Source organism: Mucilaginibacter lappiensis, from assembly GCF_050433765.1.
In the GTDB taxonomy this organism is placed as follows: Bacteria; Bacteroidota; Bacteroidia; order Sphingobacteriales; family Sphingobacteriaceae; genus Mucilaginibacter; species Mucilaginibacter lappiensis_A.
Genome location: NZ_JBNPWP010000011.1, coordinates 1 through 25537, shown reverse-complemented (window position 1 = coordinate 25537; position 25537 = coordinate 1). Strand labels below are relative to the sequence as shown.

At 40.0% G+C, this 25537-nt stretch carries 22 protein-coding genes and 1 tRNA gene; 14 read left to right on the top strand and 9 right to left on the bottom strand.

The window, feature by feature from the left end; translation table 11 throughout:
- Positions 1–70: 70 nt before the first annotated feature.
- The gene (locus M2273_RS25365) at positions 71–877 is read right to left on the bottom strand and encodes an ankyrin repeat domain-containing protein (RefSeq protein ID WP_429400574.1); all 807 of its coding nucleotides are present in this window, start codon (positions 875–877) and stop codon (positions 71–73) included.
- 991 nt (positions 878–1868) lie between these two features.
- On the opposite strand from M2273_RS25365, the gene M2273_RS25360 reads away from it, so the two are divergent.
- Genes M2273_RS25360 through M2273_RS25345 form a run of 4 tightly spaced genes read left to right on the top strand, consistent with a single transcriptional unit; the run spans position 1869 to position 6610 of the window.
- Positions 1869–5198, top strand: a complete 3330-nt coding sequence (locus M2273_RS25360; protein WP_429400573.1) for a DUF4175 family protein — start codon at positions 1869–1871, stop codon at positions 5196–5198.
- Positions 5188–5622, top strand: a complete 435-nt coding sequence (locus tag M2273_RS25355; protein WP_429400572.1) for an ATP-binding protein — start codon at positions 5188–5190, stop codon at positions 5620–5622. The genes M2273_RS25360 and M2273_RS25355 overlap by 11 nt, the downstream gene beginning before the upstream one ends.
- The gene (gene ybeY, locus M2273_RS25350) at positions 5622–6047 is read left to right on the top strand and encodes an rRNA maturation RNase YbeY (RefSeq protein ID WP_429400571.1); all 426 of its coding nucleotides are present in this window, start codon (positions 5622–5624) and stop codon (positions 6045–6047) included. The genes M2273_RS25355 and ybeY overlap by 1 nt, the downstream gene beginning before the upstream one ends.
- A gap of 47 nt (positions 6048–6094) precedes the next feature.
- A complete protein-coding gene (locus M2273_RS25345; RefSeq protein ID WP_429400570.1) occupies positions 6095–6610 on the top strand; it encodes a glutathione peroxidase in 516 nt (171 codons plus the stop codon).
- Positions 6611–6851: 241 nt separating this feature from the next.
- On the opposite strand, the gene M2273_RS25340 is transcribed toward M2273_RS25345, so the two are convergent.
- The 4 genes from M2273_RS25340 to M2273_RS25325 all read right to left on the bottom strand — a co-directional run bounded on the left by M2273_RS25340 (position 6852) and on the right by M2273_RS25325 (position 10069).
- Positions 6852–7700, bottom strand: coding sequence for an MlaD family protein (locus tag M2273_RS25340; RefSeq protein ID WP_429400569.1), 849 nt, complete (start codon positions 7698–7700; stop codon positions 6852–6854).
- Positions 7697–8488 (bottom strand): ABC transporter ATP-binding protein, encoded by a 792-nt coding sequence (locus tag M2273_RS25335; RefSeq protein ID WP_429400568.1) that lies wholly within the window; start codon positions 8486–8488, stop codon positions 7697–7699. The genes M2273_RS25340 and M2273_RS25335 overlap by 4 nt, the downstream gene beginning before the upstream one ends.
- 1 nt (position 8489) lies before the next feature.
- Positions 8490–9266 (bottom strand): MlaE family ABC transporter permease, encoded by a 777-nt coding sequence (locus tag M2273_RS25330; RefSeq protein WP_429400567.1) that lies wholly within the window; start codon positions 9264–9266, stop codon positions 8490–8492.
- A 92-nt stretch (positions 9267–9358) separates the two neighbouring features.
- Positions 9359–10069, bottom strand: coding sequence for a pirin family protein (locus tag M2273_RS25325; protein WP_429400566.1), 711 nt, complete (start codon positions 10067–10069; stop codon positions 9359–9361).
- 84 nt (positions 10070–10153) lie between these two features.
- On the opposite strand from M2273_RS25325, the gene M2273_RS25320 reads away from it, so the two are divergent.
- From M2273_RS25320 to M2273_RS25300, 5 genes are all read left to right on the top strand, one after another.
- A complete protein-coding gene (locus M2273_RS25320) occupies positions 10154–10810 on the top strand; it encodes an oxidoreductase (protein WP_429400565.1) in 657 nt (218 codons plus the stop codon).
- Entirely contained in the window at positions 10807–12672 is a 1866-nt protein-coding gene (locus tag M2273_RS25315; protein WP_429400564.1) for an ABC-F family ATP-binding cassette domain-containing protein, read from the top strand. Before M2273_RS25320 ends, M2273_RS25315 begins: the two co-directional genes overlap by 4 nt.
- A 1-nt stretch (position 12673) precedes the next feature.
- Positions 12674–12919, top strand: coding sequence for a CBU_0592 family membrane protein (locus tag M2273_RS25310; RefSeq protein ID WP_429400563.1), 246 nt, complete (start codon positions 12674–12676; stop codon positions 12917–12919).
- A gap of 233 nt (positions 12920–13152) precedes the next feature.
- Positions 13153–15015, top strand: a complete 1863-nt coding sequence (gene mnmG, locus M2273_RS25305; RefSeq protein WP_429400562.1) for a tRNA uridine-5-carboxymethylaminomethyl(34) synthesis enzyme MnmG — start codon at positions 13153–13155, stop codon at positions 15013–15015.
- Between the two features lie 115 nt (positions 15016–15130).
- The gene (locus tag M2273_RS25300) at positions 15131–16783 is read left to right on the top strand and encodes an Ig-like domain-containing protein (RefSeq protein ID WP_429400561.1); all 1653 of its coding nucleotides are present in this window, start codon (positions 15131–15133) and stop codon (positions 16781–16783) included.
- On the opposite strand, the gene M2273_RS25295 is transcribed toward M2273_RS25300, so the two are convergent.
- Positions 16773–17285 (bottom strand): gamma carbonic anhydrase family protein, encoded by a 513-nt coding sequence (locus M2273_RS25295; RefSeq protein WP_429400560.1) that lies wholly within the window; start codon positions 17283–17285, stop codon positions 16773–16775. The two genes, M2273_RS25300 and M2273_RS25295, sit on opposite strands and share 11 nt — an antisense overlap.
- Positions 17286–17361: 76 nt before the next feature.
- On the opposite strand from M2273_RS25295, the gene M2273_RS25290 reads away from it, so the two are divergent.
- Positions 17362–17434 (top strand) — tRNA-Gly (locus M2273_RS25290).
- Between the two features lie 201 nt (positions 17435–17635).
- Here the strand turns inward: M2273_RS25290 and nadB are convergent.
- Positions 17636–19228 (bottom strand): L-aspartate oxidase, encoded by a 1593-nt coding sequence (gene nadB / locus M2273_RS25285; RefSeq protein WP_429400559.1) that lies wholly within the window; start codon positions 19226–19228, stop codon positions 17636–17638.
- 407 nt (positions 19229–19635) lie between these two features.
- On the opposite strand from nadB, the gene nadA reads away from it, so the two are divergent.
- The 4 genes from nadA to M2273_RS25265 all read left to right on the top strand — a co-directional run bounded on the left by nadA (position 19636) and on the right by M2273_RS25265 (position 22942).
- On the top strand, positions 19636–20628 hold the full coding sequence (gene nadA / locus M2273_RS25280) for a quinolinate synthase NadA (protein ID WP_429400558.1): 993 nt from the start codon (positions 19636–19638) through the stop codon (positions 20626–20628).
- 335 nt (positions 20629–20963) lie between these two features.
- Positions 20964–22010, top strand: a complete 1047-nt coding sequence (gene thiL, locus M2273_RS25275; RefSeq protein ID WP_429400557.1) for a thiamine-phosphate kinase — start codon at positions 20964–20966, stop codon at positions 22008–22010.
- Entirely contained in the window at positions 22010–22441 is a 432-nt protein-coding gene (locus M2273_RS25270; protein WP_429400556.1) for a hypothetical protein, read from the top strand. Before thiL ends, M2273_RS25270 begins: the two co-directional genes overlap by 1 nt.
- Before the next feature lie 204 nt (positions 22442–22645).
- Positions 22646–22942 (top strand): GIY-YIG nuclease family protein, encoded by a 297-nt coding sequence (locus tag M2273_RS25265; protein WP_429400555.1) that lies wholly within the window; start codon positions 22646–22648, stop codon positions 22940–22942.
- Positions 22943–23012: 70 nt separating this feature from the next.
- Here M2273_RS25265 and rmuC read toward each other — a convergent pair whose 3' ends face one another.
- Entirely contained in the window at positions 23013–24383 is a 1371-nt protein-coding gene (rmuC, locus tag M2273_RS25260) for a DNA recombination protein RmuC (RefSeq protein WP_429400554.1), read from the bottom strand.
- A gap of 256 nt (positions 24384–24639) precedes the next feature.
- A complete protein-coding gene (locus M2273_RS25255; RefSeq protein WP_429400553.1) occupies positions 24640–25437 on the bottom strand; it encodes a hypothetical protein in 798 nt (265 codons plus the stop codon).
- Between the last annotated feature and the right edge of the window lie 100 nt (positions 25438–25537).

The window sequence follows — 25537 nt, the reverse complement described above, 5'->3', positions numbered from 1 at the left end:
TTTTCTCTTTTATAGGGGTGTGAGCACGATTGTATCAATCAAGTGCAAGGAGGAACGGAATAAATGTCTTTCATTTTGAATGAGAACGCTGTAAAAACGCAACTATCTTTTGCTGACTCTTATATCTATCGGACCCTTTTTCAAAATCCCAGTCAGCCATTAAGTCGGTTATATATTCCTTATGATTATCATAATCTATTGATAATGGTTGTTTATAAATAGCGCCATGATTAAGAAGATACAATACAATATCCGGATACTTATGGATAAGCGCATTATAAAGAGCATCGTACGTATTGTGTCTTTTATGATTGATGTTGGCGCCGGCTTTAACCAATATCTGTACATAAGATACAGACCCTTGCAGACAGGCTATAGAAAGGGGAGTGTTTCCGTCGATACCTTCAGCCCGGGCTCCCCCATGTGACTCAAGGTTCGGATCGCCGCCGTATTTTAATAATAATTCCAAATACCGGGTATCCCGTCCTACCTGAAGTATCCCATCCCCGATAAATGCAGCCTGCATTAAAGGCGATAATCCTTCATAGCTATCTTGCAAATTAGGGTCTGCACCTAACTGAACTAATATTTCTACCGATCTGTATTTTTCGGTTCGGATTGCCATTTGTAACAGCCCTATTCCAAATCGGGGTTCCTGATAATTTAGCAGTGATTTATTCCTACTGACTTCCTGCCTAATTTTTACGACATCCTGATCTTCAACAGCCTTAGCTAATTCCCATGCAGGTGAGTCCTGATAAAGCCGATAATCATAACCAAGCAGCTTACTTTTGTCAACGGTTTTATCCCGGTCGGTACAACTTGCAATCATAAATACCAGCAGAAAAATAGATATAAAGACTTTTCTAAAACACATAGTTACTTTTTAAAGGCATCAGTACCTAACTTACCCGTGACTCGATATATAGAAAATGGGAAAAGATCACATCTGAGAGTTTAACTTAAAGTAGGGCCATTGATGCTACCTAACCTTCGCATTCCGCTGTTTCTAATGGAATAGCGTAATTTGAACCCAATAAAGCTGTTTAAATTATTTTTTAGTACACAAAATAATATACTATTTATATCACACTATGATAAAGATAACAGGAACATCTAATTATTGGATATCTCTTTTAATATACTTTTATACAAATATTCAGCATATCCAATGCTTATACAATCCGGAAATTTCCAATTTGGATAATAGCGCTTTTTAATATGCTTCAACATGCTGAAAAACAGTAACGCCACTATCAAAAAAAACCACCGTGAGCGTAAGATAGCCCCAAACACAATAATAAAACTCATGTTGGTGCTAATTGTAACTGATACGAAGTTGAGTTATAAATTAAATTTCCTTATCGCCCCTCTTTTGTCGAAAAGGGCTTCACGCCCCACCTTCTAATTGCTCAGGATTCATCCCTCCTGCCCTTATTTGGCAGAAACCGAACCGCAAGCAGACAAATTAAACAGCTACATATTAACGTAGCTAATATTGTTAATACATTCATTAACATATTTATATATAAAATTATTTAATACACTCTTTCATAAAAAGCCCCCTTACTCTCGCAGTTCGGAGGCTTAACCTAAACCTTATCACACAACCAGGGCTAATGCCCCGATCTGCCGGGCTAACATACTTTATCATTATTTAAAAACATAAAGGTGTCGATAAATGGCATGTATTTATCGATAGAAAGTGATTGTTATGATCTCATTTAAATAAATTTATCGCTCAAATTGTGCCCTTTAAGTATTGTTCATGTTGGTTATTATACACTCCATTATTAACTTAATCACCGTATTGTATAAATTGCCCCGTTTTATCGTTTAAATTCTATTGAGTATTTTAGCACTGAAATATGAATTCTTCTGAAAATTATGACGTATTAATCGGGAAGATCAACATCTTCATCAGGAAATACTATTTCAATAATTTTCTGCGCGGACTTATATTTTTAGGTGCCGGCCTGTTTACAGCCTATGTAGCAATTACCCTGAGCGAATATTTTGGCAATTTCAATATCGTTTTTCGCACCATCCTGTTTTATTTTTTCATCCTGCTTAATATTGGCCTTGTATGCTGGCTTATTTTACCATCATTACTGGCCTGGTTTAAGCTGGGCCGCTCATTAACCCATGACGAAGCTGCCGAAATTATAGGCAAACATTTTCATGATGTTAATGATAAGCTGCTCAATACCCTGCAGCTTAAAAAGTTGGCCGCCCAGGACGAAAAACACCGCGCCCTTATTGAAGCCAGTATTGATCAAAAGATAGAGGCGCTTAAGCCTGTTAGTTTTCCATCGGCCATCAATATTCGCGAAAACACTAAATATTTAAAATGGGTGCTGGCCCCGGTAGCCGTAATCGTAATACTTGCTTTTGCCGCGCCATCTATATTAACCGAAAGCACCAAAAGGCTCATCAGGCATAATGAATATTTTGTGCCGATAGCTCCGTTTAAGTTTAATATCCTCAATAAAAGCCTTTCGGTTGTACAGGGCGATGACCTGCAGCTTAATCTGAAACTGGATGGTGACAGATTACCCGCCGACGTTTATATTGAAACCGCCAATAATACATTTAAGCTCGATAAAGAAAACATCAGCCGTTTTCACTACCTGTTCACCAATCTGCAGCAAAATACACGGTTCAGGCTGTTGGGCAATGGCTTTGCTTCGGCTCAGTTTGAAATTAAGGTTAATCAGAAGCCTGCTCTGCTGCATTTTGATGTGGAGCTTACCTATCCGGCTTATCTCCATAAAAAATCCGAAAAACTTGTTAATGCCGGCGACCTTATTATACCAACAGGTACCCTGGTGAACTGGCAATTACACACACAATACGCATCGGGCCTGCAATTTTATATGAATGGTGTGGCGCAGCCGGCCAAACCACATGGTACCGATTTGTTTGAGCATAGTGAAAAGATTTACAAAAACACCGTTTACAAGCTCAGTCCAATAAACCCGCTGGTGAATCATAGCGATTCGGCGGCTTACCACATAAACGTAATTGCCGATGAGCCCCCTGCTATTATGGTACAGGAAAAATCCGATTCGGTAAGTATGAAAGCCCTGTATTTCAATGGCAAAATTCAGGACGATCACGGGTTTTCGTCACTAAATTTCCATTACAGCGTACAGTCTCCCGGCAATAAGGGGGGGCAAAAAACGTTCATAAAGCGTATTGATGCTGTCATGAACCAAACGCAGTCGGATTTCTTTTATTTCTGGAATTTGAAAGAGCTGGGTATTGATCCAGGCGCCCGGATAACTTATTTTTTTGAAGTTGCTGATAACGACGGAGTAAACGGACCCAAAAAAGCCCGCAGTCCTGAGCGTACCCTCAACGTGCCCGATACGAAGGCTACAAATGAGCAGTTAAACGCCGGCACACAGGCCATAAAGCAAAAAATGCAATCGGCAATTAAACTGGCTGGCCAGGTAGAGCACGATTCGCAAAAGCTAAACCAACTCCTGCTAAATAAAAACACACTTTCCTTTGATGAAAAAAAACAGGTAGAGGATCTGCTTCAAAAACGCCGCGACCTGGAAGATCTGGTAAAGGAAATAAAAGACGATAACAAGAAAAACCTGTATAACCGCCAGGAAAACCAACAGCAAAACGAGGAATTGTTAGCCAAGCAAAAGCAAATTGAGGACCTTTTTAACAATGTACTTGATCAAAAAACAAAAGAACTGCTACAAAACCTGCAAAAACTTTTAGATCAGCAACAAAAAGACTCCACTCGCGATGAGTTATCAAAAATGCAAATGGATAACAAATCGTTAAAAAAAGAGCTGGACCGTATGCTGGAGCTGTATAAAAAGCTGGAATTTGATCAAAAGCTAAACCAAAGCGTTGATCAGCTTAACAAGCTGGCCGATAAGGAACAAAAACTATCAGACAAAACCCAGCAGCAGGGTGCCGATCAAAAATCATTACAACAGGAGCAGGAAAACCTGAAAAAGGATTTTCAGGATATTAAAAAGGGACTGGAAGACCTGCAAAAAACAAACGAGCAGGCCGAGCATAAATCGGATTTTGAAAACCCCGAAAAGGAAACCCAAAGCATTGATCAGCAAATGGATCAAAGCGCAGGCGAACTGCAAAAAAACAATAAAAGCGGCGCATCAAAATCGCAAAAACAGGCAGCCAAACAAATGCAGCAGCTGGCTGGCAAATTGCAGCAAAATAATGAAGAGGGCGAAAGCAAGGAAAATGCCATTGATGCCCAGCAACTGCGTGAGCTGTTAAAAAGCCTGGTAAATAGTTCATTTAGTCAGGAAAAGGTGATGCAAACCTTAAAAAGCACCAACCCAACAGATCCTTCTTATATTACGCTGTCACAAAACCAAAAGGATATTAAAGATAATTTAAAAACCGCCGAGGATAGTCTTTATGCCATCAGCAGGCGCATACCACAAATACAATCAACCGTAAACAAGGAAATCAGCAGCATCAACTCGCACATTGACCAGGCTCTTGAAAACCTGGGCGACCGTCGTACAGCCGAAGCCAACCGCCACCAGCAATACGCCATGACATCCATGAACAACCTTGCCCTGATGCTGAGCGAAGCTTTGGAACAATTGCAAAAAATGATGAATAAGGGCAAAGCTGGCAAGGGTAAACCGCAATCGGTATCGCAGCTCGCTAAAATGCAGCAACAGCTCAATCAAAATATGCAGAAGGCGCGCGATCAAATGCAACAGCAAGGAAATCAGGGTAAAACCCAGCAGGGAAACCAGGGAAACATGAGCGAGCAACTGGCTAAAATGGCCCGTCAGCAGCAAATGATAAGACAAGCGCTTGAGCAAATAAACCGCGATGAAAACAAGGATGGAAAAGGTGGGTTAGGGAATTTGGATAAAATTTCGAAAGAAATGGAACAAACTGAGCATGATCTCGTAAACAGGAAGATAACGGATGAAGCGCTAAAGAGGCAACAACAAATTCAAAGCCGGTTATTGGAGGCTGAAAAAGCAGAACAGGAACGCGAGCAGGATCAGCAAAGAGAAAGCCATACCGGCAAAGACATACCTCCGGGATATATAAAGGCATTGCAGGGATACCAGCAGCAAAGAAATAAACAAACAGAGCAGATAAAAACAGTATCTCCGGCACTTAATTTGTATTATAAACAAAAAATTAAATCTTACTTTGATCAACTTAATGCTAAATAAAATGGAGCAGGCCAATGTTCATACCAGCGAGTTATTTACGTTACAACTACCGTCAAAAACGGAAAGTATAGCGCGACTTGAATTGCTGATTGAAGAAATTGCGGATAAATATCACGTTGCCGAAGATACTTTCGCTAATATGATGACCTGTTTGAACGAGGCCGTTATAAATGCTATTATACATGGCAATAAACACGATGAAACAAAAAAGGTGATCATTAATGCCGAGGTTGAGCTCAAACGCATCATATGGACCATTACCGATGAAGGTACCGGCTTTGATTATGCCAACCTGGCCGACCCTACCGCACCCGAAAATCTGGAGAATTTAACCGGGCGGGGAGTTTTTATTATAAAACACCTGGCCGATCAATGTATTTTTAATACATCAGGCAATACTATTGAACTACACTTTAAAATATAATGCCGGCTATCCAGTTTTTTGAAGAAGACATCAGCTATAAGTTAAAAAACAAGGCCCTTGTGCGACAATGGATCAAAGATACCATTACCGCCGAGGGTTTTAAATTAAAAGAACTTACTTACGTTTTTTGCTCTGATGCATACCTCCTGCCACTTAATCAGCAATACCTTGATCATGATACCCTTACCGATATCATTACTTTTGATAATTCGGAGGTTGAGGGCGAGATCCTGGGGGATATTTTTATATCAATTGAACGCGTTCGCGAAAATGCCGTAAAATTTAATATCACCGAAACTGATGAATTGCATCGCGTAATTATCCACGGCGCTTTACACCTTTTAGGCTATACAGATAAAAGTGTTGTTACAAAGAAGAAAATGACACAAAAAGAAGATGAGTATTTGGCTAAAAGAATTTTTTAATAGTTAATTTTACTTAAGAAATTTGTTTCACGATCAATTATAAAAAAATGAAATTACTTACGTTAATATTAGCATTCCTTTTTATTTCCGCACCATCATCGGTGTACGAATTTAAGCTGAAAAGCATTGATGGTAAAGACTTTTCCCTGGCCAAATACAAGGGTAAAAAAGTGCTTATTGTTAATACAGCCTCTAAATGCGGCTTTACCAAACAATACGCTGACCTCGAAAAGCTATCTGAGCAGTATAAAGGTAAATTAGTGGTTGTAGGTTTCCCGGCCAACAACTTTGGCGGTCAGGAACCAGGTACCAACCAGGACATTAAAACTTTTTGTAAGGAAAATTTTTCAGTTACCTTTCCAATGAGCGGCAAGGTTAGCGTAAAGGGACTTGACATTGATCCGTTATTCCAATACTTAACTACAGCTGAAAACCCTGATTTTACGGGCGAAATTAAATGGAACTTTGAAAAATTCCTGATTGATGAAAATGGTAAATTAATACATCGTTTCAGGTCACAAACTACCCCGCTATCAGAGGATATCACCAAATACCTTAACTAAGGGGTATTCGTTATAAAACAAAAAAAGCCTCCCGATAATATCGAGGGGCTTTTTTTGTTCATTTCATTTCGCAGCCCATGCCTGCTTTTTAGTTCTAATGTATCGTTTTTGTGTATAGTATTCTATATAGTTGTATTTAGTTGATGCAGGACGAGCTTTTACCGTCATTAGCATGGTAAGGGCCGGCCCCTACGCGCGATGCTTCGACAAGCTCAGCATGACAGGCCCCCCAATGACACAATTAATTACCCCCTTTATTCTTCGCTGCCTTTTCCTTGTCTTTCTGTGCTTGTTCCTGTACCTTTTTAATAGAATCCTGTTTGGCTTTGGCAGCCTTTTCCTTCCCTTTCTGTACTTGCTCCTGTACCTTTTTAATGGAATCCTGTTTGGCTTTGGCAGCTTTTTTCTTTTTGTTAAAGAAACCTCTTAGCAGAAAGTTATGCTGCGCGGCTGTAAGGTCCTCATTTAGGGTATTGGTAGTCCGGTGAACGTTTTTCATGGTGGTTTGGGCTTGTCTTACAGTACCCTCCAGGTCTCTCACCATCTTATCATCATTCAATAAACGTCCAATGGTTCCTTTTCCGCCATTTATCTTACCTACAATCTGCGACAAATCAGTGGTTAATATTTCAGCATTATCGGCAACGCGGGTAAGTTTGGTTATTATCTTATCTACATCAACCGGGTTAATGGATCCCAGCCGGCCTCCGGGCTGTACCTCGTCATGGCTTTTTATACCGCCGGGGGCAATTACCACCAGCTTATCACCCATCAGTCCATCGCTGCCTATGCTTAGTTTTGCATCGGTTTTGATGAATTTCCGCACATTGTTGTTCAGCGTCAGGTCAACCCTTACCGAACTGTCTGTCACGATGTTGATGGATTGTACTACACCTACGTTAATACCGGCAAAGCGCACGTTATTGCCTACCTGTAAACCGCTTACATTATTAAACGTGCCGTACAGGTTAAAAGTGGAGTTAAACAACCCTTTTTTATTGCCTATAAAAAATATACCCAGCACCAATACTGCTAAGCCCGCAAAGGTAAACAGGCCAATTTTTATTTTTTGTGATGATGTGGTTTTCATATCGTTTCGCTAAAAAATGATTTTACAATTTTGTTATCCGATTTTTGCAGCTCTTTATAGGAACCTTCGGCTATAAATTCTCCATCATCTATTATTACAATGCGATCGGCCGTTATCCGGGCACATTCCATATCGTGGGTTATGATCACAGATGATGTTTTGTATTTTTTTTGCATGTGGAGTATCAGTTCGCTGATTTCCCTGGATGTGATAGGGTCAAGGCCAGTAGTTGGCTCATCATAAAGCATAATCTCGGGCTTTACGATGAGGGTGCGGGCAAGCCCCACCCTTTTACGCATCCCGCCAGATAGATCTGAAGGTAATTTATCTATGGAATCAAGCAGGCCAACGCCATCCAGAACCTCTTCCACGCGTTTATCTATATCCTGCTGATCTTTAAGCATCAGCACCCTGGTTAATGGAAATTCCAGGTTCTCCCGTACGGTCATGGAATCATACAAAGCCCCGCTCTGAAACAAAAAGCCGATTTTCATCCGCAATTGTTTCAACTCGTCATCATTCATTTCGGCTACATTTTCACCTAAAACGGTCAATGCGCCACCATCTGGCTTAAGCATCCCTACTATACACTGTATAGTTACTGATTTACCAGAGCCCGATTTGCCCATAACCACCATGTTCTCCCCCCTTTTCAGGTCGAAGGTGATACTCTTCAGCACATCTTTATCAATAAAGCCCTTCTTTACCCCTTTGGCATGTATCACCACCTCATCCTTTTTAGTTGAAGCCGGATTTTTAGTATCGATATTTTCGTCTGTTGCCTTCATCTTATTTATAAAATAACAAACTGGTGATCTGAACGGCTATGGCATCAATAACAAATATCCACAGGGATGCGGTTACCACAGCCGAATTGGCAGCTATCCCCACGCTTTCAGTCCCTTTATTGGAGTGATATCCTTTATAGCAGCCCACAAAACCTATCGCGAAGCCAAAGAACACGGTTTTAACCACAGCCGGTAAAAAGTCTGAATAATCAAGGGAGGCAATACATTTATTAAAATAAAGAGGAAGGCTGATGTTATCTGTAATATTTAGGGCCAGGAAGCCACCAAACAGCCCTATAACGTCGCCAATAATGGCCAAAAGGGGTACCATGATACTGGTTGCCAAAATACGCGTAACAACAAGATATTGCAGCGGGTTGGCTCCTGATACCTCCATGGCATCTATCTGCTCGGTAACCTTCATACTGCCCAGTTCGGCCCCTATGCCCGAGGATATTTTGCCGGCGCATATAATGGCAGTAATAACAGGTCCTATTTCGCGGATAAAGGATACAGCAAGTGTTTTGGGCAGCATACTGGCGGCGCCAAGATCTACCAGGGATGGCCTGAGCTGTACAATTAAAACCAGTCCCATGATGAAGGAGGTTATACCCACCAGCATCATGGAACGATAGCCTATTTCATAACATTGCCGCACAAATTCCGACCATTCAAAACCGCCGGCAAATATATTTCTGAAAAACCTGGTAAAGAAAATGCATTGTTCCCCAATGCCTTCCATCCACCTCCTCCATCCGGTAATTGCTTGTTCTGCCATAAGTTACACAACTAATTGTCAGGTAAAACTTTGTTTTACCTGTTTATTTTGCAGTTCAAGAAAAATTAACCTTTAGGTTTCGGTTTGCAGGTTTATGACATTGGTATATCAATGATCAGGAAACGGGAAAGTACTTCGGGTTCAATTATAAATGAACTTGTATCATAAACACCCATAGCATCTCTTTTGTTTAAAACCGTACTGTTTATTTTAACAGAGCCTTCAATAACAAATACATAAGCACCATTTCCAGAGGTCTTTATATCGTAGTTTACCTGCTGTCCAGCTTCAAAATCGCCCATGCTAAAGGTGGCGTCCTGATTAAGCCATAAAGTATCATTGCTTTTTACAGGCGATATCAAAGTAGTAAGCTGGTTCAGCTTTAAAACGTCTTTAAAGCTCTTTTGATCATACCGTGGCTGTATGTTCCTTTCTTTAGGGAAAAGCCATATTTGCAGTGTTTTAGCGTCTTTAGTAGCCGAAGCATTATACTCTGAGTGGTAAACACCTGTACCGGCCGACATGACCTGCACTTCGCCGGCATTGATCACCCCGGTATTGCCCATGCTGTCTTTATGTTCCAAACCACCCTCAAGCGGTATGGTAATGATCTCCATATTATCATGCGGGTGAGTACCAAAACCCTTGCCTCCCGCTATAGTATCATCGTTTAATACCCTTAATACACCAAAATTTACCTTATTAGGGTCATAATATGATGCAAAGCTGAATGAAAAGTTTGCTTTTAACCAGCCGATATCATTTTTTCCACGTTCGTTTTCGGGATAAAATATTGATTTCATGATGTTCTCCTATTTATATGTTTAAACATACAATTTTTATTCCACAATTTATTTATGCGTACTTTTGCAAAAAAGAAGCGCACAATGGCAAATAAAGCTATTATTGCAGGTTCAAGCGGACTAATTGGCAGTAAATTACTGGAAATTTTACTCCAACAACCTTTTTATGATGAAGTTTTAATTCTGGTTAGAAAAGAATTATCAACAAAGCATCCTAAATTGACTCAGTTGGTTGTGGATTTTACCCGGCAGGAAACGTATGCAGACCAGTTAACCGGTCATGCTATTTTTTGTTGCCTGGGGACAACCAAAAGTAAAACGCCCGATTTGGCTGTTTACCGTCAAATTGACCATGATTATCCCTTGCGCCTGGGGCAATTAGCGCATAAAAACGGTGTTAAACAGTATCATCTTGTTTCGTCGATAGGTGCTAACACCACTTCGTCTGCTTTTTATACTAAAACGAAGGGCGAAACAGAGGCCGATCTGCAGCAAGTGGGCTTTCCGGCGCTGCATATTTATCGTCCGTCGTTGTTAACAGGCGACAGGCAGGAAAAACGGATAACCGAAAAATTAATCATCGTGTTATTTAAAATAATAGATCCTTTGCTTTTTGGAGGGTTAAAAAAATACAGGAGCATACCGGCGGCAACGGTGGCTGCTGCCATGTATACACAATCAATAAAAAATGATACAGCCTTATTTATATATGAGTCTGATAAAATAAAACAACTATCGTGAGCACTTACATTTCTGCCGAGAATCTTGGCCATCAATTTCATGACAACTGGCTTTTTAAAAACATTACCATCGGCATCAACCGTGGCCGCAGGGTTGCATTGGTTGGCGTTAATGGAGCGGGTAAATCTACCTTATTAAAATTATTAGCCGGCCACCTAAAACCTACTGAAGGCAAGGTGGTTCAAAGTCGCGACCTCAACATGGGTTACCTGGAACAGGATCCCCACTTTAAAAATGCCGTAACCATCAGCGATTATATTTTTCATGCCGATGATGTACAGCAGCAACTGATACGTAAGTATGAGGAACTTTTAGAGAACGAGCCCGACAATGCCAAAGCCATTGAAAAAGTGATGGAGGAGATGAGCGATGTAGATGCATGGGAATACGAGTATAAGATCAAAACCATCTTAGGCCGGTTAGACATCCACCACCTGAACCAAAAGATCAATACCCTATCGGGTGGGCAAAAGAAACGTTTGGCCCTGGCTAAGCTGCTTATTGAAGACCCTGATATTTATATTTTAGATGAGCCTACCAACCACCTTGACATTGATACCATTGAGTGGCTGGAAAAATTACTGACCGACGGCAACAAGACCATACTGATGGTTACGCACGACAGGTATTTCCTGGATAACGTTTGTAATGAGATATTGGAGATTGACCGCGGTAAGATAGTACCCTATAATGGTAGCTATGGTTATTATCTGGAGAAGAAAGCCGAGCGTGATGCAGCCGACGAGGCGTCGTTTCAAAAAAACAGCAACCTGCTGCGCAAAGAGCTGGAATGGATGCGCCGCCAGCCACAAGCCCGGGGTACCAAGTCAAAAGCACGCATTGACGCGTTTTATGACCTGGAAGAAAAGACCAAAAGCGGTGGTATTCGTGAAAAAGTAGAACTGAGCGTAAAAACTGCGCGCCAGGGAAATAAGATCATGGAGATGAACCATCTTTATAAGGGTTTCAATGACCGCACATTCATCAATAACTTTAGCTATGTATTTAAAAAAGGCGACCGCATTGGCTTAGCCGGTAAAAACGGAAGTGGTAAATCAACCCTGCTTAACCTGATCACCGGAGGCCTACAACCAGATAAAGGCGTTATTGATAAAGGTGAAACTACCGTGATTGGCTATTTTCACCAGTCGGGTATTACTTTTAAGGAAGATGAACGTGTAATTGATATTGTAAAAAACGTAGCGGAGTTTATCACTATGGCCGATGGCAAACTGATCTCGGCCTCTGCCCTGCTTACACTGTTCTTATTTCCACCTGCTAAACAATATGGTTTTATATCTAAATTGAGCGGTGGCGAAAAGAAACGGTTACAATTGATGAGTATCCTGATGAAGAATCCTAACTTTCTGATACTGGATGAGCCCACGAATGACCTGGATATTGATACCCTGAATGTATTGGAGGAATTTTTAACCAATTATGGTGGTGTATTGATGATGGTATCGCACGATAGGTATTTACTGGACAAGTTAACCGATCAACTTTTTATTATGGAAGATGGCGGAAATGTGCGGATCTATAATGGGAATTACTCTTCATACCGTCTGGAGCTTGAAGAAGCAAAACAGCAAAACAAAAAGGGCACTCCTATTGTGCAAACTGCTGCTCCTGCTGTTAAAAAGAGCAAACTTAGCTTTAAAGAAGCTAAAGAGCTGGAAACAACGGAAGCCGAGATCATAGAGATAGAAAATCAGATAAAAGCTAAAACAGATCAGCTAAATGTGGTAGGAATTGAGCCTGCAAAGTTGAATGAAATAATAAACCAGATAGATGATTTGAACAAAAAGCTGGATGCTAAAAGCGCCCGTTGGATGGAGTTAACTGAGCTAAAAGAATCCTAATATGAAGGCATCAGATATCATTGCTTCTGTAGGTGTAATTATTCTTTTGATAGCTTTTTTGCTAAATTTATTTAACAAATTATCTGCTGAAAGTAAGGCCTACAAGCTTATGAACTTTATCGGTGCGGCTACTTGCTGCTACTCTTCCTACTTGATCAGTTTCTACCCTTTTGTGGTATTAGAAGCTATATGGGGGATTGTAGCATTTATATCATTATTCAGGGTTCCACGTGGAACATCAGTATAGATTGAATAATTTTGTACGTTCTGCTGTATATATTTTAAGAGAAAACAATTCATGTTCCACGTGGAACATGAATATAAATCGAATAAAGATTACACACTTAAAATGGCTTTATTTAAGCTAAAACTCCTATGTTCCACGTGGAACATAGGTACAATTAGAATAGTATTTATGCGTTTAACTAAGCGCATTAGATAGAAAGATAATAGCGTTCCACGTGGAACATGGAGGTGAAAATGTTTAGGAAATATAATGTAATAGTTGTAGGTGCAGGACATGCCGGCTGTGAAGCTGCTGCTGCCGCTGCCAACCTTGGGTCGTCTGTATTGCTGATCACCATGAACATGGGGGTTATTGCACAGATGAGTTGTAACCCTGCTATGGGCGGTGTTGCCAAAGGACAAATAGTGCGCGAGATAGACGCATTGGGAGGATACTCAGGTATTATTACCGACAAAACTTCGCTGCAATTTAGGATGCTTAATCGCTCAAAAGGACCTGCTATGTGGAGCCCAAGGGCGCAAAGCGACCGTATGCGTTTTGCAGAAGAATGGCGTTTGGCACTGGAAAGAACCCCTAATGTAGACTTCTGGCAGGACACCGTTACATCCTTATTAGTAAAGAATAATACCATTGCAGGTGTACGTACATCTATAGGTGTAGAGATTGAAGCCGACGCTGTAGTACTTACAAATGGTACTTTTTTAAATGGCGTAATACATATAGGCGAGAAGAAGTTTGGTGGTGGCCGATCTGGTGAAAAAGCAGCAACCGGACTAACCGAACAGCTAATCACTTTAGGTTTTGACTCTGGCAGAATGAAGACCGGTACCCCTCCCCGCGTGGATGGTCGCAGCCTAAATTACAGCCTCATGGAAGAGCAATGGGGTGATGAAGAACGTGGTAGATTTTCTTTTACAGATGTAGAATTGATGAAAGAGCAACGCTGCTGCTGGATCACTTATACCAACACCGATGTACATGAAACTTTAAAAGAAGGCTTTGAAAAATCGCCTATGTTTACCGGGCGTATCAAAGGATTAGGTCCACGTTATTGCCCATCTATCGAGGATAAAATAAACCGTTTTGCCGAGCGCGAACGTCACCAGATATTTGTTGAACCGGAAGGATTGAATACCGTAGAGATCTATGTAAATGGTTTCTCCACCTCCCTTCCCGAGGATGTACAATACAAAGCACTTACCAAAATTCCCGGGTTTGAAACCGCCAAAATGTTCCGCCCGGGTTATGCTATAGAGTATGATTACTTCCCACCTACCCAGCTTGGTTTAACTTTAGAAACAAAATTGATCAGCAACCTATACTTCGCCGGACAGATCAATGGTACTACCGGTTATGAGGAAGCAGCATCACAAGGCTTCATTGCAGGGATAAATGCGCATCAAAAAATAAATGATAAACATGAGTTAATCCTGAAAAGATCAGAGTCATACATTGGTGTATTGATTGATGACCTGGTAACAAAAGGTACCGAAGAGCCATACCGCATGTTCACCTCCAGAGCCGAACACCGCCTGTTATTACGCCAGGACAATGCTGACATCAGGCTAAGCCCAATGGGTCATGAGCTCGGTTTGATCAATGACGAACGGTTGGAAAAAGTAAAACAGAAGGTTAAAAATTCGGATGATATTGTTGCTTACACTAAAAGCAAATCTATCGATCCATCAAATGTTAATGCCTTACTTGATGAACTGGGTACAAGTCCTCTATCACAAAATGCTAAACTCTTTAATTTATTAAGCCGCCCGCAGATTGGTTTTAACGATCTGAAAAAAGCAGATGAACCACTGGCCGAAATATTATCGGCCTATGATAAAGAAACTATTGAGCAGGCTGAAATAAAAATCAAATATGAGAGTTACTTTATAAAAGAATTGGAAATTGTTGACCGGATGAAGAAAATGGAAGACCGCGAAATAAACCCGGAATTCGATTATCATACACTGGTATCACTTTCAAAAGAAGCACGCGAAAAATTGATGAAGATAAAACCACGCACTTTAGGTCAGGCATCCCGCATTTCAGGAGTTTCGCCGTCTGACATTTCAGTTTTAATGGTACATGTCTCCAGATGATATATAACTTATTGATAATAAATACGTTACAAAACATCGTTTTAAATCAATTATTTTGAATTTTTAATATTACCGTTCATAAAAATATAAAAATCGCTTATATCGCCTAAAAACCATGTTAAATAAAAAACAGGTCAATTATTACAATTTTTTACTCCATTTAATTCCGATTTTAGTGCTTTTTGGCTGCGCAGCTCAACAACCACCCCAGGGAGGGCCCCGCGACCTTACCCCGCCCAAGTTGGTGAAGGCAGTCCCGGCTAACAAGACCCGTAATTTTGCTGCTAAAGAAATTGACCTGCAATTTGACGAGTTTATAAAACTGACAAACCAGTACCAGGAAATAAGCATGAGCCCGGCGATGGAAAAAGCGCCGGAATATAATTCGAACAAAAGAGATCTTAAAATAAAATTTAAAGACACCCTTCAAAAAAATACTACCTACGTTATAAACTTTGGCAAGTCTATACAAGACGTGAACGAAAGTAATGTGCTCAAAAATTTCACCTACGTTTTTTCGACGGGCCCGCACATCGATTCATTAAGTATAACCGGCAGTGTTACCAATACCCTAACGCAGGAAAAAGAAAAGGATGTAACCGTTATGCTTTTTCCGTTAAAACAGGATACTCTTTTTGGTAAAAAGAAACCAAGCGTTTATGCCACTACAGATTCGTCCGGAAATTTTAGTCTGAACAATTTACATGAGAACGACTACCGCATATATGCATTGAAAGAAGCATCACCCAATAAAATATTTGATAATGACCAGGAGCTTATTGCTTTTCTGAAGAACCCCATCCACCTTAAATCAGATACCACAAATATTCAGCTAAATTTATTTAAACAGCTTCCCGAAAAATTCAGGTTTTCTGAGAAAAGATTTGACACAGATGGTAAGATGCTTTTCATTTTCAACAAAGCCCTGAATAATCCTTCCATGAAGATTATTTACCCCGCAGACCTTAACAAGCAAAAACAGGTGGAGTTTAGTAAAACAAAAGATACAGCGTCTGTTTATTTACACAACATGAATTTTGACTCGGTAAGGGTTGTTGTTTTTGATAATAATAAGCCGGTTGATACAACTTCTCTTTTAAAAGCAAAAAAAGAAAGTTTTCAGCGTACGCTTAACTTTCAATACAATATAAATGGAAACAACTTACTTAAACCTGGTAATGATTTGATATTAACAGCGAGCTTACCCATCGAAAATTTTGATAATTCACGTGTAACTTTAAATGAAGACTCTATAGCTGTAGCCGTTAGTGATTATACCATACAGAAAGATACGGGTAATTTTAAAAAGCTTGCACTAAAATACAGATGGCGGCAAGGCAGTAAGTATGAGCTCATTTTAAATGAAAGTGCGTTTACTTCCATATATGGTGATAAAAATAAAAGATTACCATCAAAAAGATTTCAGGTTGACAAAACTGAAAATTATAGCAGTCTTACTGTAAAAGTTACTGTTCCTCCCGATACTTCAAAGGCTTATGTTGTTGAATTGTTGAACGAACAAAAAGTTGTATTACAAAGTAATCCCATAAGAAATACCACCTCTGTAGTATATAATAATTATTTAACGGGTAAATATTTAATAAGGGTTATATACGACGAAAACCGGAATGGCCGGTGGGATAGCGGTAATGTACGCCAAAAACGACAACCCGAAAATATATGGGTAAGTGATAAGGTAATAGCTTTAAGGCCAAACTGGGAGGCCGAAGAAGCTATAACGGTACCCAAGGAGCCTATTACTCCTTAAACCAGCCCGAGTACATGATATAGTTATTGGGCAGCTGTTTAAGCATAGCTTTTTGTTCGTCGGTTAATGGTTTTATTTTTTTTGCGGGGATACCTGCGTACAGATAACCCGATTCGCAAATGGTATTCTCTAATACCACTGCTCCGGCGGCTATAATAACAAACTCATTCACTACAGCATGATCCATCACAATAGAACCCATGCCTATTAGTGTATGATCATGCAGCGTACAGCCGTGCACCAGGGCATTATGGCCAATAGATACATTACTACCAATATTGGTCGCTGCTTTTAAATAAGTGGCATGTATCACGGCTCCATCCTGTATATTGGTATTATCGCCTATCCTGATATAATGTACATCACCACGGATCACCGCGTTAAACCATACTGAACAATTTTTCCCCATCACTACATCGCCTACAATGGTAGCATTGGGTGCAATAAAACAATCGTCACCCCAAACCGGGCTTTTATCTTTAACAGGCAGTATAACAGGCATATATTTAATTATTGAGTTATTGAATGAGTGATATATTGATTTACCTGAATTTTTAATTATGTTTGAATGCAAATAAGCGGAAATAGCTCAGCTGGTAGAGCATCAGTTTCCCAAACTGAAGGCCGCGGGTTCGAATCCCGTTTTCCGCTCATTTTATATCTTTCCACACGCGTCATTGCGAGGTACGAAGACAACCGACCGCAGGGAGCTCATTAATACAATTAAAAACAAACACAACATTAATAATCTCTACATAGGCAGGTCGACTATAAAATATTTAACTTTTTAATTTGCTCTGTATAGCATAGAGATTGCTTCGTGCCTCGCAATGACGCATGTATTTTTTCATTTTAAAATACCGTATCCTCAACTTTTTCTGCATGTACCGGGTAATCGGTAGTATAATGTAATCCCCTGCTTTCCTTACGTAACATGGCCGATTTTACTACAATAAACGATACTTGTATCAAATTACGCAGTTCGCAAAGTTTTACGGATAGCTTTGTTTTTTTATAAAAAGATTCTGTTTCCTCATATAATAAACCTAACCTTCGCATGGCCCTTTCCAGCCTGAAATCTGAACGTACAATACCCACATAGTCATTCATCAGTTTCTGCATTTCGCGCACGTTGTGGGTCACCAGGATATCCTCATTTGACAGTTGTACGCCCTTCTCATCCCAATCCGGAATATTTTCAGGGATCACAAAACTTTCAAACTTGCTTATAGCATCTTCATATATACGATGTGCAAAAACTAAAGCTTCTAATAAAGAGTTGGAAGCCAACCTGTTAGCTCCATGTAAGCCAGTTGAAGAACATTCGCCGCAGGCATATAACCTTAATATAGATGACTGACCTACATGATCAACCATAACGCCACCACACATATAATGACAGGCTGGTGCAACAGGTATCATATCCTTAGTCATGTCAATACCTATCTCCAGGCATTTAGCGTATATATTAGGAAAGTGATTTAAAATATCCTTTTTACTCCGGTGCCTGATGTCAAGGTAAACAAAATCCTCTCCCGATTTTTTTATCTCAGCATCAATAGCTCGGGCAGTAATATCACGGGGCGCTAATGATTTACGGGGATCATATTCCTGCATAAATTCTTCGCCGCTGGTACGTTTTAATATACCACCAAAACCACGCACAGCTTCAGATATTAAAAAAGAAGGATACTCACCGGGGTTATATAATGCGGTTGGATGGAACTGTATAAATTCCATATTTCTTACCTTACCTTTTGCCCGGTAAACCATAGCAATACCATCACCGGTAGCAATAGTAGGATTAGTAGTAATGGAGTATATGTGCCCTGCACCACCCGATGCCATTACCGTAACTTTTGAAAGTATTTTCTCCACCACATTACTTTCTGTGTTGAAAGCATAAATACCATAACAGGTAATATCTGTACTTGATTTACCTACCAGCTGGCCCAAATGATGTTGTGTGATCAGATCAACCGCGAAATAATGTGTTAATATTTCAATGTTCGGGTTTTTATGAATCTCTTCTAACAATGAACGTTCAATTTCTAAACCGGTTACATCTTTATAATGCAACACCCTGAATTCGGAATGCCCACCCTCTTTGGCGAGGTCATAAAAACCTTCATTGGTCTTATCAAAATTGGTTCCGTAGTCAATAATTTCATTAATCCGTTCCGGGCCTTCTTTAACAACGGCTTCCACAACTTCACGGTCACAAAGACCATCCCCCGATATTAACGTGTCTTCTATATGTTTTTCAAAAGAATCTTCTTTTTTATCCACAACCACCGCCACACCACCCTGGGCGTACTTAGTGTTTGATTCGTCTTCGTTTGATTTTGTAACTATCAGAACCTTACCATGCTTTGCAGCTTTAAGTGCAAAACTCAATCCGGCTATGCCCGATCCCACCACCAGAAAATCAACAGTTTTGGTCATATTATATGTGTATATTGTGTAAAAGTACTACTTGTGTTAATAACAGGTATAAAAGGTGTTAATTTTATGTAAACAAATAGCTAACAAATAGTGAAAGCGTTGATAACTCCCATTTTTCCTGCTAATATGAATAATTTTTAAGCGACTTTTGAGATGATAAAGTCATATAGCTAACATTTTACCAACCCGAAAAATATTAACATAAAACTTTCTTAAAATAAATTTGATTGTCATACGAATCACAAAATCAATAGTATATACTATCAAAACATGTTGATAACTGTTGATAAAAAGTGAAAACTAATTTATCCCAAAAAAATTATACCGATTTTTGCACATAACTAACACACCAATAAACAATAGTTTTATTTATATAAAAAATAGTTGTTATTAATTGAATTGTTGAAATGGATACCTTCGAAGAAATAAATGTGAAAGGATTTGTGGACGAATACATCGACCCCACACTGGATCTTTTTGATGAAATTGAAAAACTTAAAAAGGAAAAAAATGCAGTTATTTTGGCCCACTACTACCAGGAACCCGATATTCAGGATATTGCAGATTATATTGGCGACAGCCTTGGGCTATCGCAACAAGCCGCTAAAACTGACGCCGATATTATCGTTTTCGCCGGGGTACACTTCATGGCCGAAACTGCCAAGATACTATCACCCAACAAAAAAGTTTTATTACCCGACTTAAAGGCAGGTTGCTCATTAGCAGATAGTTGTCCGCCTCATTTGTTTAAAAAATTTAAGGAAAACTATCCCGATCACCTGGTGATCACCTATGTAAACTGCACGGCCGAACTGAAAGCTTTAAGCGATATTGTTTGTACATCAAGTAACGCCGTAGCCATTGTTGAGAGCTTGCCAAAAGATCAAAAGATCATATTTGGGCCGGATAAAAACCTGGGTGCTTATGTAGCTAAAAAAACAGGACGCGACCTGGTATTATGGAACGGAGCCTGTATGGTTCATGAAATTTTCTCAAGGGAAAAGATCACCAAACTGAAGGAAAGACATCCCGGAGCTAAGCTGCTTGCCCACCCTGAATGTGAGGAAGTGATACTGCAAATGGCCGATTATATTGGCTCAACAACGGGGATCCTGAAATATGCAGGCAGCCATCCGGATAAGGAATTTATTGTAGCCACGGAGGCTGGTATATTACACCAGATGCAAAAGGAAAACCCTGACAAAGTGTTTATCCCGGCACCGCCAAATAATAATTGTGCCTGTAATGATTGTCCGCACATGAAACGTAACACACTGGAAAAATTATACCTGTGTTTAAAAAATGGATCGCCAGAAATAACAGTGCCACAGCATATTATTGAACGTGCTGTAAAACCAATTGAACGCATGCTGGAGATATCAGCAAGGTTGGGATTGTAAAAAAATAATAAACGGATAAAGTCATGCCAAACTTGTTTCGGCATCTCACAGAAAAGGCTGCCAACATGTTTTAAACCTTGCTTATGGGATGCCGAAACAAGTTCGGCATGACTCGCTATATATAGTAGACCCTAAAATCTCAAAAATTTTTTTCGCCAAAGGCGGATATGATGCATTTTGGGTAGCGCGATAAATATTTTTAACTAAGCTCGGTAGAAGTCTAAAATCCCTAAAAATTTCCCGCCTTCGGCGGTAGACATCAAGCGGGTTTTTGCGACGGCCCGAAATTGACTTTAGGTTTCGTATTTTTGCGAATTAATTTTTTATAAAGGAAAATGTTTGAAAATCAGGATAGGACAAATTTAGAGGACTTAGGCGAATTTGGCTTAATAAACCATCTGACAAAAAATATAAAGCTAACACAAGAAAGTACCGTAAAAGGTGTTGGCGATGATGCTGCTGTACTTGATTTTACAGGTAAAAAAGTTTTGGTGAGCACCGATATGTTGCTGGAAGGGATCCATTTTGATTTGGCCTATACCCCTTTAAAACACCTGGGCTATAAAGCTATACAGGTAAATCTGAGCGATATTTATGCCATGAACGGTACCGCATCACAGGTTACTGTATCGATAGGTATGTCGAGTAAGTTCCCTTTGGAAGCCATTGAAGAACTATACGAAGGCATTTATATTGCCTGCGAAAAATATAATGTAGACCTGGTTGGTGGTGATACTACTTCATCAAAACAAGGCCTGGTGATCAGTGTAACTTCTATCGGGTATGCTGATGAAGCCGATGTAGTATACCGTAATGGCGCCGGCGAAGGTGACCTGATCTGTGTATCCGGCGATCTGGGTGGTGCTTATGTTGGTTTGCAATTGCTCGAGCGCGAAAAGCTGATCTATCTGGAAAATCCACAAATACAACCCGATCTGGAAGGTAAAGATTATATAGTTGAGCGCCAGTTAAAGCCCGAATCGCGCCGTGATATTGTGGAACTGCTAAAAAGTATTGATGTAAAACCTACTGCGATGATCGATGTATCAGACGGTTTGGCATCTGAGATATTGCATATTTGCAAGCAAAGTGATAAAGGCTGCAATTTATACGAAGAAAAAATTCCGCTTGATCCAATGACCTATGAAACGGCCCGCGAATTTAACCTTGATCCAACCGTTTGCGCGCTGAGTGGAGGCGAGGACTATGAACTCCTTTTTACTGTTAAACAAGCCGACTACGACAAGATCAAGTTTAAAATGGATATCACCATTATAGGTCATATAACTGAGCCCTCAGCAGGCTGTAACCTCATCACAAAAACAGGGAACTCGCACCCTTTAAAGGCACAGGGCTGGAATGCTTTTAAAAATGAACAGTAATGCTGAATATTCTTTTCAAAAAGCTAAACTCAAATCAGGATAACAATAACGATAAGCCTAAACAGGTAGTTAACGGGGTTATTTTACTATACATAGCCTTTATTTTATCCATGACCACCGATTGGCTCGATGGTATTGGTATTGTCCCTTTTTTAGTTACTTTTTTATTTATCAGCTTTTTTATATCCTCAACTAATCAGGGAAAAAAATGGGCAAGGATAGTAATGCTTGTCCTGATATTATTCAATTTACTTTTATTCACAGCCAATATTATTCGGCTGATAAATAACAGTGAAAAGGAAAAACTTACCAGCCTGGTCATGGTATTATATGCTGCCGAAATAGTTGTGGAGATAATTGCCATGATATTCCTTTTTTCCAAACCGGCTAATGCCTGGTTTAGTGTAAAGAGGGCAGAGATAATGGAATAACACCAACGCGCTTTTGTCATGCCGAATTTATTTCGGCATCCCACATGCTAAGTTGAGAACCCGTTCTGTGGAATCCTGAAACAAGTTCAGGATGACCTTTATTTATTTAGGACACGAATCCCATCTGTCATGCCGAATTTATTTCGGCATCCCACATGCAAAGTATTCAACATTATTTATATTGGCTAAATAACTTTAACCAATATGCTTTATAAGCAAGGCCATGTTTATATCATGTCAAACACCTACCGTACAACCTTCTACATTGGTGTAACCAGCGATTTGCGTACAAGGGTTTGGCAGCATATAAATGGAGAAGGGTCGGCATTTGTTAAAAAATATAAGCTCCATGATATTGTATACTACGAATATTTTGAAAGGATAACTGATGCGATAGATCGCGAAAAGCAATTGAAAAGATGGCATCAGGATTGGAAAATTAACTTAATTAAGTCCGTAAACGCTGAAATGAAAGATTTAAAAAGCGAGTTGGAATTATGATTTTATATAGCCTGTCCTGTGGGATGCCGAAATAAATTCGGCATGACGTAAAGGCTGATAGTTTTTACCCTTACTCATCCCCAATAAATTTCTGATCTATCTGCTTATCAGCTTTAGCACCTAACTTCTTAATTTTTTCGGCAGTGGTAGTTAAATTTCCACGACCATCAGATAGTTTATTGATTGCACTGTTATAGGCATTTTGGGTATAAGTTATATTCTTACCGATGCTGTCCATATCGCCCAGGAAACCCACAAACTTATCATACATATCGCCGCTGAGGCGGGCAATTTCCAATACATTACGGTTTTGGCGTTCCTGTTTCCACATGCTGGCAATGGTGCGCAGTGTGGCCAGCAACGTGGAGGGACTTACAATTACCACTTTTTTGTCCCAGGCATAATTAAACAGTTCGCCATCCAGCTGAACAGCAATACTGAACGATGATTCTATCGGCACAAAAAGCAATACAAAATCGGGCGAATTGATCTTGTACAGATCATGATATTTTTTGGATGACAAACCACCAATATGGTTACGAATCGATTCGATATGGGCCTTGGCAAAAAGCTTGCGGTCTTCTTCTGTATCGGCATTCACCAGGCGTTCATACGCAATAAGGGATACTTTGGAGTCGATCACGAGGTGTTTTTCATCGGGCAGGTCAATGATCACGTCAGGCTGGTAACGGGTGCCATCGGTGGTTTGCATGGCGGCTTGTATGCGGTACTCCTGGTCGCGCACCAGTCCTGATCGTTCCAGCACCCGCTCCAGGATCACTTCGCCCCAGTTGCCTTGTTTTTTATTGTCGCCTTTAAGGGCTTTGGTTAAATTTTGGGCCTCGTCACTGATCTGTTTATTAAGGTCCATCAGCTGGGTGATCACGCCTTTCAGGGTGTTGCGCTCGGCTGCCTCCATGTTGTAAACCTTCTCAACCTTATCCTCAAATGCCTTCAGGTTTTCTTTCAGCGGATTAAGGATCATGTCCAGGTTATTACGGTTTATATCAATAAACTCCTTTGATTTTTCTTTGAGCAGTTTTTCGGCCACGTTTTCGAACTCCCGCTGAAATTGTACACGGATCTGCTCTATCTCTATCTTTTGCTCCTGTACCTTTTCCTGCTGCGATTTATAGTAAGCCCGCGAACTTTCCAACGACTGATTAGCCTGGGCCAGCTGGGTACGCTCGTATAATAATTCATCAAGCAGGCGCGTTTTTTCGTCCTTTAAAAGCTGAATGATGTTTTCCTTTTCGTTTGCAATAATATCAGCTTTTTCCTCGGCCTTAGCCAGGGATATTTTAAGCAGGTCATGCTCGATACGGAGCTTTTTCAACTCTTCTGCCGATATCAGTTCAACCGCCATTGGCTTTTTTAAAAATAAAAAAACAGATACGATCAGGATCACCAGCGATACGATCAATAAAATATCATTATTCATTTTGATAAAAATATTAGCAAAAATATGATAATATTTTTAGTATTTCAAAGGATTGCGGTACATACTTTTGTCTGAACCGTGATTCGTAGGATGATAAGATTCCCTTGATTTAAAGCGTTTTCTCACGCCACTCTGTTACATCACAAGATGATTTAAAATAATCAACATGTTATTCCGAGCGCAGCGTGGCAATCTCATTATGCTATTCCATCTCGTAAGGGCATATTTTCAAATGGGCATATTACGGAATCAACAGTTACTGGGAAACAAAATACCAGGGAGTATTTAATAATCCCTTTTTTAGATAAACGGTTATAGCCGAACCTTCAGTATGCTTATTATAAGTGCTTTCTGAAACGGTTATATTCTCCACATTTGTTTGCGGCCCCCAGGTGCTTATTGTAAGATGATAATGAGTGGTGCCTTTATTATGCGTGATATTTCTATTTAATATGGTTGCCTGAAATTGTTGTTCTGCCGAATTATCAAAGGTGCAATTAAGTGTCCTGCTGCTGCCGGCAGCGAAGATCAATCCGGCCAGAATCAATACAAAGAATGCCATTTTGGTCGGCTGCGTGGTAGTGGCGACCTTACCGCGTGCAGCAAGGTTTAGAAAAAGACAATATACTAAACCAATAGTCAAACAAGGTAGCAAGAGCGGAGAAAAACGAATGACGTGGTTACTATCCGCCGACCTTATGAACAAGGCTATAGAAGAAATGTAAACAGTTATATACGTAGTAAAAAAAGGGCTGTTCTTTTTTATATAAAACCGGATCAACCCATTGCTTGTAAGCATAATTGGAATTGCTAAAAGCGGATAAATAAGCATTATTATATCCAATATCTTCATATCAAAGAAAAAGAAAATCCCTGTTGCGGGAATTATTAGACCGATGCCATATATTATACAAATATTCCTCGCTTTTCTGATCCGGGATTTACGATCGGCTTCGGTAAAACCAATATTCGGATCGTTTAACAGAATTGCTACATCTTCCTGGAATTCTATATTATCAAGGTCCTTAAATTTATCCCTGATCCATAGTTCCAAATCCTTATGTGAATATTCCGCCGAATAGGGACCACCATTCCGCTGCAAAAGGGACCAGTGATGTAAGGTGTAAAAGAGCAGTCAAAGCTCCATCATCACT

Excerpts from the sequence above, each read along its gene's own strand:
- M2273_RS25365 (WP_429400574.1), bottom strand. The coding sequence starts at position 877 with ATGTGTTTTAGAAAAGTCTTTATATCTATTTTTCTGCTGGTATTTATG.
- M2273_RS25355 (WP_429400572.1), top strand. The coding sequence starts at position 5,188 with ATGCTAAATAAAATGGAGCAGGCCAATGTTCATACCAGCGAGTTATTT.
- thiL (WP_429400557.1), top strand. The coding sequence starts at position 20,964 with ATGTTTGAAAATCAGGATAGGACAAATTTAGAGGACTTAGGCGAATTT.
- M2273_RS25325 (WP_429400566.1), bottom strand. The coding sequence starts at position 10,069 with ATGAAATCAATATTTTATCCCGAAAACGAACGTGGAAAAAATGATATC.
- M2273_RS25345 (WP_429400570.1), top strand. The coding sequence starts at position 6,095 with ATGAAATTACTTACGTTAATATTAGCATTCCTTTTTATTTCCGCACCA.
- M2273_RS25265 (WP_429400555.1), top strand. The coding sequence starts at position 22,646 with ATGCTTTATAAGCAAGGCCATGTTTATATCATGTCAAACACCTACCGT.
- mnmG (WP_429400562.1), top strand. The coding sequence starts at position 13,153 with ATGTTTAGGAAATATAATGTAATAGTTGTAGGTGCAGGACATGCCGGC.
- M2273_RS25295 (WP_429400560.1), bottom strand. The coding sequence starts at position 17,285 with ATGCCTGTTATACTGCCTGTTAAAGATAAAAGCCCGGTTTGGGGTGAC.
- M2273_RS25320 (WP_429400565.1), top strand. The coding sequence starts at position 10,154 with ATGGCAAATAAAGCTATTATTGCAGGTTCAAGCGGACTAATTGGCAGT.
- M2273_RS25335 (WP_429400568.1), bottom strand. The coding sequence starts at position 8,488 with ATGAAGGCAACAGACGAAAATATCGATACTAAAAATCCGGCTTCAACT.
- M2273_RS25340 (WP_429400569.1), bottom strand. The coding sequence starts at position 7,700 with ATGAAAACCACATCATCACAAAAAATAAAAATTGGCCTGTTTACCTTT.
- nadA (WP_429400558.1), top strand. The coding sequence starts at position 19,636 with ATGGATACCTTCGAAGAAATAAATGTGAAAGGATTTGTGGACGAATAC.
- M2273_RS25300 (WP_429400561.1), top strand. The coding sequence starts at position 15,131 with ATGTTAAATAAAAAACAGGTCAATTATTACAATTTTTTACTCCATTTA.
- rmuC (WP_429400554.1), bottom strand. The coding sequence starts at position 24,383 with ATGAATAATGATATTTTATTGATCGTATCGCTGGTGATCCTGATCGTA.
- ybeY (WP_429400571.1), top strand. The coding sequence starts at position 5,622 with ATGCCGGCTATCCAGTTTTTTGAAGAAGACATCAGCTATAAGTTAAAA.
- M2273_RS25270 (WP_429400556.1), top strand. The coding sequence starts at position 22,010 with ATGCTGAATATTCTTTTCAAAAAGCTAAACTCAAATCAGGATAACAAT.
- M2273_RS25310 (WP_429400563.1), top strand. The coding sequence starts at position 12,674 with ATGAAGGCATCAGATATCATTGCTTCTGTAGGTGTAATTATTCTTTTG.
- M2273_RS25330 (WP_429400567.1), bottom strand. The coding sequence starts at position 9,266 with ATGGCAGAACAAGCAATTACCGGATGGAGGAGGTGGATGGAAGGCATT.
- nadB (WP_429400559.1), bottom strand. The coding sequence starts at position 19,228 with ATGACCAAAACTGTTGATTTTCTGGTGGTGGGATCGGGCATAGCCGGA.
- M2273_RS25360 (WP_429400573.1), top strand. The coding sequence starts at position 1,869 with ATGAATTCTTCTGAAAATTATGACGTATTAATCGGGAAGATCAACATC.